The 9,091-nt window shown below is 72.0% G+C and carries 8 protein-coding genes and 1 pseudogene; 3 read left to right on the forward strand and 6 right to left on the reverse strand.

Annotated features, from left to right (window positions below; all coding sequences use genetic code 11):
• Nucleotides 1-226 (forward strand): annotated as a pseudogene (locus VHA72_RS09920) (hypothetical protein); the annotation flags it as partial.
• Between the two features lie 9 nt (nt 227-235).
• On the opposite strand, the gene VHA72_RS09925 reads toward VHA72_RS09920, so the two are convergent.
• Genes VHA72_RS09925 through hrcA form a run of 3 tightly spaced genes read right to left on the reverse strand, consistent with a single transcriptional unit; the run spans nt 236 to nt 3,172 of the window.
• A complete protein-coding gene (locus VHA72_RS09925; protein WP_325574735.1) occupies nt 236-976 on the reverse strand; it encodes a 16S rRNA (uracil(1498)-N(3))-methyltransferase in 741 nt (246 codons plus the stop codon).
• Nucleotides 973-2,127, reverse strand: a complete 1,155-nt coding sequence (gene dnaJ, locus VHA72_RS09930) for a molecular chaperone DnaJ (protein WP_325574737.1) — start codon at nt 2,125-2,127, stop codon at nt 973-975. Before dnaJ ends, VHA72_RS09925 begins: the two co-directional genes overlap by 4 nt.
• 28 nt (nt 2,128-2,155) lie before the next feature.
• Complete coding sequence (gene hrcA / locus VHA72_RS09935; RefSeq protein WP_325574739.1) at nt 2,156-3,172, reverse strand: heat-inducible transcriptional repressor HrcA; 1,017 nt, start codon at nt 3,170-3,172, stop codon at nt 2,156-2,158.
• 149 nt (nt 3,173-3,321) lie between these two features.
• On the opposite strand from hrcA, the gene VHA72_RS09940 reads away from it, so the two are divergent.
• Together VHA72_RS09940 and VHA72_RS09945 are read left to right on the forward strand one after the other, a co-directional pair.
• The gene (locus VHA72_RS09940; RefSeq protein WP_325574741.1) at nt 3,322-4,044 is read left to right on the forward strand and encodes a hypothetical protein; all 723 of its coding nucleotides are present in this window, start codon (nt 3,322-3,324) and stop codon (nt 4,042-4,044) included.
• 61 nt (nt 4,045-4,105) lie between these two features.
• Complete coding sequence (locus VHA72_RS09945) at nt 4,106-4,954, forward strand: DUF3097 domain-containing protein (RefSeq protein WP_325574743.1); 849 nt, start codon at nt 4,106-4,108, stop codon at nt 4,952-4,954.
• Between the two features lie 127 nt (nt 4,955-5,081).
• Here the strand turns inward: VHA72_RS09945 and hemW are convergent, their stop codons facing one another.
• The 3 genes from hemW to VHA72_RS09960 all read right to left on the reverse strand — a co-directional run.
• Entirely contained in the window at nt 5,082-6,287 is a 1,206-nt protein-coding gene (gene hemW, locus VHA72_RS09950; protein WP_325574745.1) for a radical SAM family heme chaperone HemW, read from the reverse strand.
• 20 nt (nt 6,288-6,307) lie between these two features.
• Nucleotides 6,308-6,490 (reverse strand): PspC domain-containing protein, encoded by a 183-nt coding sequence (locus VHA72_RS09955; RefSeq protein ID WP_325574747.1) that lies wholly within the window; start codon nt 6,488-6,490, stop codon nt 6,308-6,310.
• 77 nt (nt 6,491-6,567) lie between these two features.
• Nucleotides 6,568-9,091 (reverse strand): error-prone DNA polymerase (locus VHA72_RS09960; protein ID WP_325574749.1); only part of this gene is annotated, 2,524 nt, incomplete at its 5' end.

The raw sequence follows: 9,091 nt of genomic DNA on the forward strand, positions 1-9,091 counted from the left end.
CACCACAGGCCCCGGCGCCCCCTACCCACACCAAACGATCACACACCGATACCGCCGCCAGGCAACCATCCACCCCAGCCTGGACACCACCTACCAAGCCGACTACCGCATCCACACCGGCAACACCACCGGCCAATGGCAACACCTCACCCCCACCGTCACCATCACCGGCCCACCACACACCCTCACCATCCACACCGCCACACCCCACCTCACCGGCGAGTAGACGACAGCGTCAGGCCCAGCGGGCGGTGCGGGACAGCAGCGCGCTGACCGCGGCGAGGCCGGCCGTGGAGGTGCGCAGCACCTCGGCGCCGAGTCTGATCGTGACGGCACCGGCCGCCTCGAAAGTCGCGAGCTCGTCCTCGCTCAGACCGCCCTCGGGTCCGACCACGAGGAGCAGATCGCCCTCGGGCGGCAGCACCACGTCGGCGAGGCGGGCGTCGCCCTCCTCGTGGAGTACGACGGCCACCCCGGCCTCGGCGATCAGCGCCGCGACCTCGGCCGTGGTGGCCAGCGGAGCCACCTCCGGAAACCATGATCGACGGGCCTGCTTGGCTGCCTCGCGCGCGGTCGCACGCCACTTCGCCAGCGACTTCTCAGCCCGCTCGCCCTTCCAGACCGCGACCGAACGGCTGGCCGCCCACGGCACGATCCGGGTCACGCCGATCTCGGTCAGCACCTCGACCGCCAGCTCGCCGCGCTCACCCTTGGGCAGTGCCTGGACGACGGCGACGGCCGGGGTCGGCGGGTCGGCGTACTCGACCAGCTCGACGGCCACCGTGAACAGGCGCTTGCCCGTCTCGGCCACCGCCCCGGTGACGGCGGTGCCGCGGCCGTCGGTGAGGACGACGCGCTCGCCGACGCGCAGGCGTCGGACCGCCACCGCGTGGTGGGCCTCGTCACCCTCGACGCCCACCCGGTCACCGGCGGCGACGCCGGCCAGCGTCGGCACCAGGTGGACCGGCAGCGTCATCGCCCGTTGAAGGCGTCGCGGAAGCGCCCGAACACGCCCCTGACGGCCGCCCGCAGCTGGCCCTCCGGCTGTTCCTCGCCGCGCAGCGTGGCGAGCTGGCGAAGCAGCTCCTCCTGGGCGGGGTCGAGCTTGGTCGGCGTCTCGACCGCGATGGTCACGATCAGATCGCCCCGGCCACCACGCAGCCCCGGCACGCCCCGCCCGCGCAGGGTCTGCTCGGTGCCGGACTGGGTGCCGGGCCGCACCTCGAGCTCGAAGGTGGCGTCCTGAGGAGCGACGTCGGGCAGGTCCGCCTCGAGCGTCGGCAGGGTGATCGTGGTGCCCAGCGCGGCGGCCGTCATCGGGATCGTGACGGTGCAGTGCAGGTCGTTGCCGTGCCGCGTGAAGGTCTCGTGGCGCGCCACGTTGATCTCGACGTAGAGGTCGCCGGCGGGGCCGCCGCCGGGGCCGACCTCGCCCTGCTCGGCGAGCTGGACGCGGGTGCCGGTGTCGACACCGGCCGGGATCTTGACGGTGAGGGTACGGCGCGAGCGCACTCGGCCGTCGCCACCGCAGTCGCGGCAGGGGTCGGCGATGATCGTGCCGAAGCCCCGACAGGCCGCGCAGGGCCGCAGGGTGCGGATCTCACCGAGGAAGGAGCGCTGCACGTGGGCGACCTCGCCGGCGCCGCGGCAGGTCTCGCAGGTGATCGGGTGGCTGCCCGGGGCGGTGCCCTCGCCGTGGCAGGTCTCGCATGTCACCGCGGTGTCGACCTTGAGCTCGCGGGTGACCCCGAACGCCGCCTCGGCCAGCTCGATGTCGAGCCTGATCAGCGCATCCTGCCCACGGCGTACCCGCGGACGAGGGCCGCGTCCGGCCGCGGTGCCGCCCTGGGCCGCGCCGCCGAAGAAGGCGTCCATGATGTCGGTGAAGGAGAAGCCCTGACCGGCCCCGAAGCCGCCGCCGAACGGGTCGCCGCCGCGGTCGTAGGCGGCTCGCTTCTGCGGGTCGGAGAGGATCTCGTAGGCGTGCGAGACCTCCTTGAACCGCTCCTGCGCGGCCGGGTCGGGGTTGACGTCGGGGTGGTACTCCCGCGCGAGCTTGCGGTAGGCCTTCTTGATGGTGGCGTCGTCGGCGTCGCGTGAGACGCCGAGGAGCTCGTAGGGGTCCAACGTCTTCTTCCTTGCAACTAGCGGAGGCTCAGGCCTCGTCGAGGATCCGACTCAGGTAACGGGCGACGGCACGCACGGCCGCCATCGTGCCGGGGTAGTCCATCCGCGTCGGCCCGACGATGCCGAGCGTGGCGAGTGCCTCGTCGCGCGGACCATAGCCGGTCGCGACGACACTGGTCTGGGCGAGCTCCTGGTAGGGGCCCTCGGCGCCGATCCGGACGGTGACGAGCCCGCCGGCGGTCGCCTCGCCCATCAGCTTGAGCAGCACGACGTGCTCCTCGAGGGCCTCCAGGAGCGGGCGTACGGCGGTCTCGAAGCTGTCGCCGTAGCGGGCCAGGTTGCTGGTCCCACCGACGGCGACCCGCTCGTCGGAGCGGTGGTCGCTCATCGCATCGACCAACGTCTCGACCACCGCGGCACCGGCCTGGCTGCCGGGCTGCTGCGCGACCAGCCGCCCCAGCGCGGTGACGGCGTCGGCGATCACCTCGCCCACGGCGGCCCGGTTGATCAGATTACGCAGGTCGGCCAGGGCGTCCTCGTCGATCGGCTCGGGCAGCTCGACCAGGCGCTGCTCGACTCGGCCGGTGCTGAGGATGAGTACGGCGAGCAGCCGGTTGGGGGCCAGCGCCACCAGCTCGATATGCCGCACGGTGCTCCGGCTGAGCGTGGGGTACTGCACCACCGCGACCTGGCGGGTCAGCTGGCTGAGCAGCCGGACGGAGCGCTGCACGACGTCATCGAGGTCGACCGCACCCGCCATGAAACTGGCGATGGCGCGCTTCTCCGCTGCACTCATCGGCTTGACGGTGGTCAGCCGGTCGACGAAGAGCCGATAGCCCTTGTCGGTGGGGACACGGCCGGCACTGGTGTGAGGCTGGGCGATGTACCCCTCCTCCTCCAGCGCGGCCATGTCGTTGCGTACCGTCGCCGGACTCACCCCGAGCCCGTGGCGCTCCACCAGCGCCTTGGAGCCGACCGGCTCCTCGGTCGCGACGTAGTCCTCGACGATGGCGCGCAGCACGGCCAGCCGGCGTTCGTTCTGCATCACACCTCCTCGTCGGTCGGCCACTGGCACTCGTTCCCGGTGAGTGCCAATCCTAGCGCGCGACCGACCGCAGGCCGGCCACCTCGAGGCTTGTCCTCCCGGCCGTCCTGTGTTTAGGTAAGGCTTACCTAAATCGCAAGGAGGATCGCGTGAACGCCAACCCAGCCGGCCCGGCCGACACCGACACCGCGACCCGCGGTGCCGCCGAGACCGCCCGGAGCATCCTCGCCTGCCCGGCCGCCGTGGACCTGGTCATCGACGGCGTCGCCGACCCGGTCGCGGACGACGCCCGGCTCGGCCTGCTGGACCTCGACGGCGCGCCGACGTTCTCCTGCCGAGTCGGCGGCACGCTGTCGCGGGCCGCCGCCCAGGGCCGCGGCTGCGTGCTCACCCTCGCCAGCGGCCTCGGTCCCGCCGGCTCCCCCGACCGGGACGCGTTCGTCGCACTTGCCGGGCGGCTGCGGCGTACCGGTGTGGATCAGTGCGACTGCTGCGAGGAGCTCCGCGACCTGGTGGCGGTCGACCTGGACTCGATCCGGCTCAGCCAGGCGGGGACCAGGATCGCCATCTCGGTCGCCGATTTCGCCGCCGGCGAGCACATGCTCAACCGCGGGTACCTGCAGCGGGCCACCGAGCATGCCAACGACGCCCACCAGAGCGAGCTGCGCCAGGCGATCGCGTCGCGGCTCGACCGGCGCGCGGATGACATCCTGGCCGTCTCGCTCGCGTCGCTGACCAGCCGCGGCGTCGAGGTCCGCTGGGTCGACGGCGCCGGCGGCCACCGCACCGTGCTGCGCTTCCCGTACGCCGCCACCACGCCGCGACAGCTCGGCGATCTGCTGCGACGGCAGCTCCATCCGCGGCTCTGCTGACGCCCGGCACTCGCCCGCGTGTTGCTGCTGTGACGCATGAGCCTGCTGGGATGATGAGCGGGTGGCAGATCGATACGGCACCGACGTCCTCTCCACCGACTGGCGCAAGCCGCGCAACGGCCGCGCGGTCGAGACCCCGGCCGAGCTCGGCGCGGTGGTCGAGGAGGTGGAGACCGACTTCGTCGGCGAGATCGTCGCGGTCGACCGACAGCTCGGCACCGTCACACTCGAGGACCGGCGGCGCAAACGGCGCACCTTCCAGCTCGGCCCGGGCTTCATGCTGGAGGGCCGGCCCGTCATCCTGGTCGCTCCGACGCCGCGCGCCGCGGCACCGGCCGGGCCCAAGCGCACCGCCTCGGGCTCCATCGCCGTACCGAACGCTCCGGCGCGGGTGGCCCGGGCTTCCCGGATCTTCGTCGAGGGCCGGCACGACGCCGAGCTGGTGGAGAAGGTCTGGGGCGATGACCTGCGCATCGAGGGCGTGGTGGTGGAGTACCTCGGCGGCGTGGACGACCTCGCCGACCACCTGGTCGGCTTCAAGCCCGGGCCGCAGCGCCGGGTCGGCGTGCTCGTGGACCACCTGGTGCGCGGCTCGAAGGAGTCCCGGATCGCCGACGCGATCACGCGCGGACCGAACGGCGCGCATGTGCGGATCGTCGGGCACCCGTTCATCGACATCTGGCAGGCGGTCAAGCCCGCACGGCTCGGGCTGCGGGAGTGGCCGAGCATTCCGCGCTCGATCGAGTGGAAGAAGGGCATCTGCCAGCACCTCGGCTGGCCCCACCGCGACCAGGCCGACATTGCCCGCGCCTGGCAGTTCATCCTCTCCAAGGTCAACTCCTACGACGACCTCGAGCCGGAGTTGCTCGGCCGGGTCGAGGAGCTGATCGACTTCGTCACCGAGTCGTGACTCCCGCACCCCCGAATGGGGGAGTCTGCACGCTCGAGTCGGTGGTTTTACACGCTCCGATCGGTGGTTCTGCACCGCCGGTGGTGCGAAATCGACGACTTGAGCGTGCGAAATCGACGATTCGGCGCTAGAGCAGGGCGCGGACCACGCCGTCGGCCAGGAGCCGGCCGGCGTCGGTGAGCACCAGCCGATCGCCCTGGACCGTGACCAGGCCGCGCTCGACCTGGTCGGGGGCGGCGGCCCGGCCGGCGTCGTCGAGCACGTCCAGCGCCAGGCCCTCGCGTAGGCGCAGCTCCAGCAGCACCCGCTCGACGCGGCGGTCCTGCGCGCTCAGCGACTCGCGGGCGTGGACGGGACTGAGACCGGCGCCGATGCGCTCGGCGTACGCCGCCGGGTGCTTGACGTTCCACCAGCGCACCCCGCCGACGTGGCTGTGCGCGCCCGGGCCGACGCCCCACCAGTCGCCGCCACGCCAGTAGAGCATGTTGTGCCGACAGCGCTGGGCCGCGCTGGTGGCCCAGTTGGAGACCTCGTACCAGCCGAAGCCGGCCGCGCGCAGCCGCTCGTCGGCGACCGTGTATTTGTCGGCCAGATCGTCCTCGTCGGGCATCGGCAGCTCGCCGCGCCTGACCCGGCGGGCCAGGGCGGTGCCGTCCTCGACGATGAGGGAGTACGCCGAGACGTGGTCGGGCTCGCACGCCAGGGCGTCGTCCAGGGAGCGGGTCCAGTCGGCCATCGACTCCCCCGGCGTGCCGTAGATCAGGTCGAGGCTGAGTTGCTCGAAGCCGGCGGCGCGGGCGGCGGCCACCGCCACCGGCACGTTGGCCGGGTCGTGGGTGCGGTCGAGGGCGGCCAGCACATGCGGCACCGAGCTCTGCATGCCGAGACTGAGCCGGGTGAAGCCGCCCGCACGGAGGGTCTCCAGATCGGCGGGGGTGACGCTGTCCGGGTTGGCCTCGGTCGTCACCTCGGCATCGGAGGCCAGTCCGAGCTCGTCGCGGATCGCCGCCACGATCCGGGTCAGGTCGGCGGCCGGGAGGAGGGTCGGCGTACCGCCGCCGAAGAAGACGGTGTCGACCGGCCGGGCGTCGCCCAGCACCCGGCGGGCCAGCCGGATCTCGGCGATGGCCTGGTCGGCGTACGTCTGCCGGGAGACGCCGGGGCCGAGCTCGGCGGCGGTGTAGGTGTTGAAGTCGCAGTAGCCACACCGCACCCGGCAGAACGGCACGTGCACGTACACGCCGAGTCCGCGATCGCCCAGCGTGCTCAGCGCGGCCGCCGGCAGGCTGCCGTCGGCGGGCGCGGGGTCGCCGTCGGGCAGGGCGGAGGGCATGGCGCCATTGTGCCGCGGGTTCAGTCCTCGGATGGCATCAGCACCCACAGGATCAGATAGGCCAGGAACTGCGGCCCCGGCAGCAGGCAGGAGAGCACGAAGGCGATCCGGACCGCCTTCGGATCCAGGTCGAGACGGCGGGCGATGCCGGCACAGACGCCGGCGATCCAGCGGCCGTCGCGGGGACGGGAGAGCGAGGTCATGCCTCCACTCTCCCTCCGTCCGGGCTGTCGGACCATCGGGGATGTCCCGGAGTGACCACCGGACGTCGTCGGAGTCGTCACCGGAAGTCGCGGGAGCGGTGCCGAGCCGCCAGCGCACGGGCGGCCTCGGGATGGATCTGCTCCAGCGAGCCCAGCCGCAGCGCGACCAGGTTGGTGACGCCGTCGACCCGCTCCAGCCGGCCCTCGACCAGCATCGCGGCCGCCGAGGTGGCGATCTTGCGGTGCCGCTTCCACACGTCGCTGAGGCAGACCACGTTGAGCATCCCGGTCTCGTCCTCCAGGTTGAGGAACGTGACGCCGCCGGCCGTGCCGGGCCGCTGCCGATGGGTGACGAACCCGGCCACGGTCAGCACCCGCCCGGCGCCGTACCGCGGCAGGTCCGCGATCGCCGGGATGCCGTAGCTGCGCAGCCGCTCGCGGACGTGCCCGAACGGATGCCCGTCCGGCGTCACGCCGGTGGCCCACAGGTCGGAGAGCATCAGCTGGACGTCGTCCATGGCCGGCAACTGCGGCGCGGGTACGGCGATGTCCACGCCCTCGATCTGGTCGTCCCGCTCGGTCCAGCCGGCCGCCCACAGCGCCTCGCGCCGGCCCTGCCCGAAGGCGTCCTCGAAGACCCCGGCGGTGGCCAGCGCCTCCAGGTGGCGAGGCTCCAGCTCTGCCCGGCGGGACAGATCGAGCTGGTCGGTGAACGGTCGCTGTGCCCGGGCGGCCACGATCCTCTCCGCGACCTCCTTCCCGATGCCGCGGACCGAGTCGAGCCCCAGCCTGACGGCGTACTGGCCGTCGCGGCGGTGCTCCGGGGTCGGGTCGGGGGTGCCGGGGACCCAGTCGGTGCGTCCGGAGTGGTCACGCAGGCAGGCCTCGCGCGAGTCTTCCTCGGAGGACTGGCTAGCGGACGCCGATCCGACGCCCCGATCCGGCTCCTCGCCAGCCAGCTTTCCCGAGTCGAGCGGCTCGAGATCCGCCATCGCCCCCGAGTGCACCAACGACGGCCGTCGCACCTCCACGCCGTGCCGGCGGGCATCCTGGACCAGCGACTGCGAGGAGTAGAACCCCATCGGCTGGGCACGCAGCAGGCCGGCCAGGAACGCGCCCGGGTAGTGCAGCTTGAGCCAGGAGGAGGCATAGACCAGCTTGGCGAAGGAGAGCGCGTGCGACTCGGCGAAGCCGAAGTTCGCGAAGGAGAGGATCTGGGTGTAGATCGCGTCCGCCTCGTCGCCGATCAGGCCGCGCTTCGCCATGCCGCGGTAGAGCTGGTCTCGCAGCGACTCGATCCGCTCGATCCCGCGCTTGGAGCCCATCGCCCGCCGCAGCAGATCGGCCTCGTCGGCGCTGAAGCCGCCCAGCTCCCGACCCATGTCCATCAGCTGCTCCTGGAAGAGGGGTACGCCGAGGGTCCGCTCCAGCACCGGCTCCAGATCCGGGTGCGGATAGGTGACGTCGTCACGGCCGGTGGCCCGGCGGACGTAGGGATGCACCGCACCACCTTGGATCGGGCCCGGGCGGATCAGCGCGATCTCGATCGCCAGGTCGTAGAAGCAACGCGGCTGCAGCCGCGGCAGGGTGCCGATCTGGGCCCGGGACTCCACCTGGAAGACGCCGATCGAGTCGGCCCGGCAGAGCAGGTCGTAGACCGCCGGCTCCTCCTTGGGGATGGTGTCGAGCTCCCAGCGCTCGCCGAGGTGGTGCCCGACGATCTTCATCATGTGGTCGAGGGCGGCGAGCATGCCCAACCCGAGCAGGTCGAACTTGACCAGGCCCATGTACTCGCAGGCGTCCTTGTCCCACTGCAGCACCGTGCGACGATCCATCCGTGCCCGCTCGATGGGGACGACCTCGCCGATCGGCCGCTCGGTGAGGATCATGCCGCCGGAGTGGATGCCCAGGTGGCGTGGCGCCCCCAGGAGGCTCTCGGCCAACCGACGGACCGGCTCGGGGATGTCGGCCTCGGCGTCCACGTCGGTCCAGCCGTGGATCTGCTTGGCCCATGCGTCCTGCTGGCCGGGCGAGTAGCCGAGCGCCTTGGCCGCGTCCCGCACCGCCATCCGCGGCCGGTAGCTGATCACGTTGGCGACCTGGGCGGCATTGTGCCGACCGTAGGTGTCATAGACCCATTGGATGATCTCCTCGCGCCGATCGGAGTCGAAGTCGACGTCGATGTCGGGCTCCTCGTCGCGATGCTTGGAGAGAAACCGCTCGAACGGCAGGCCGTAGAAGACCGGGTCGATCGCGGTGATGCCCAGCGCATGGCAGACCGCGCTGCTCGCCGCGGATCCCCGGCCCTGACACAGGATCCCCAGCTTCTTCGCATGCTGGACGATGTCGTGCACGATGATGAAGTAGCCGGCGAAGTCCTTCTCCTCGATGGTCGCCAGTTCCTTGGCGATGACCTCGCGAGCACGCTGCTCGAGGTCGGTGCCGGCGTACGTGGCTTGGAAGCCCCTCTCCGTCAGCTCGCGCAGGTACTGCATCGGCGTGAGTCCTGCGGGGATGCCGCGCTTGGGCAGCGCCGGCTTGGCCTTCTGCAGGTCGAACGCGCACGCCTCGGCGATCTCCACGCTGCGCGCCACCGCACCG

Origin of the sequence: Nocardioides sp. (assembly GCF_035547795.1) — a bacterium.
In the GTDB taxonomy this organism is placed as follows: Bacteria; Actinomycetota; Actinomycetes; order Propionibacteriales; family Nocardioidaceae; genus Nocardioides.

Bases quoted from the DNA above. Each gene is read 5' to 3' on its own strand.
- VHA72_RS09925 (WP_325574735.1), bottom strand. From the start codon at position 976: ATGACGCTGCCGGTCCACCTGGTGCCGACGCTGGCCGGCGTCGCCGCC.
- hrcA (WP_325574739.1), bottom strand. From the start codon at position 3,172: ATGCAGAACGAACGCCGGCTGGCCGTGCTGCGCGCCATCGTCGAGGAC.
- hemW (WP_325574745.1), bottom strand. From the start codon at position 6,287: ATGCCCTCCGCCCTGCCCGACGGCGACCCCGCGCCCGCCGACGGCAGC.
- VHA72_RS09955 (WP_325574747.1), bottom strand. From the start codon at position 6,490: ATGACCTCGCTCTCCCGTCCCCGCGACGGCCGCTGGATCGCCGGCGTC.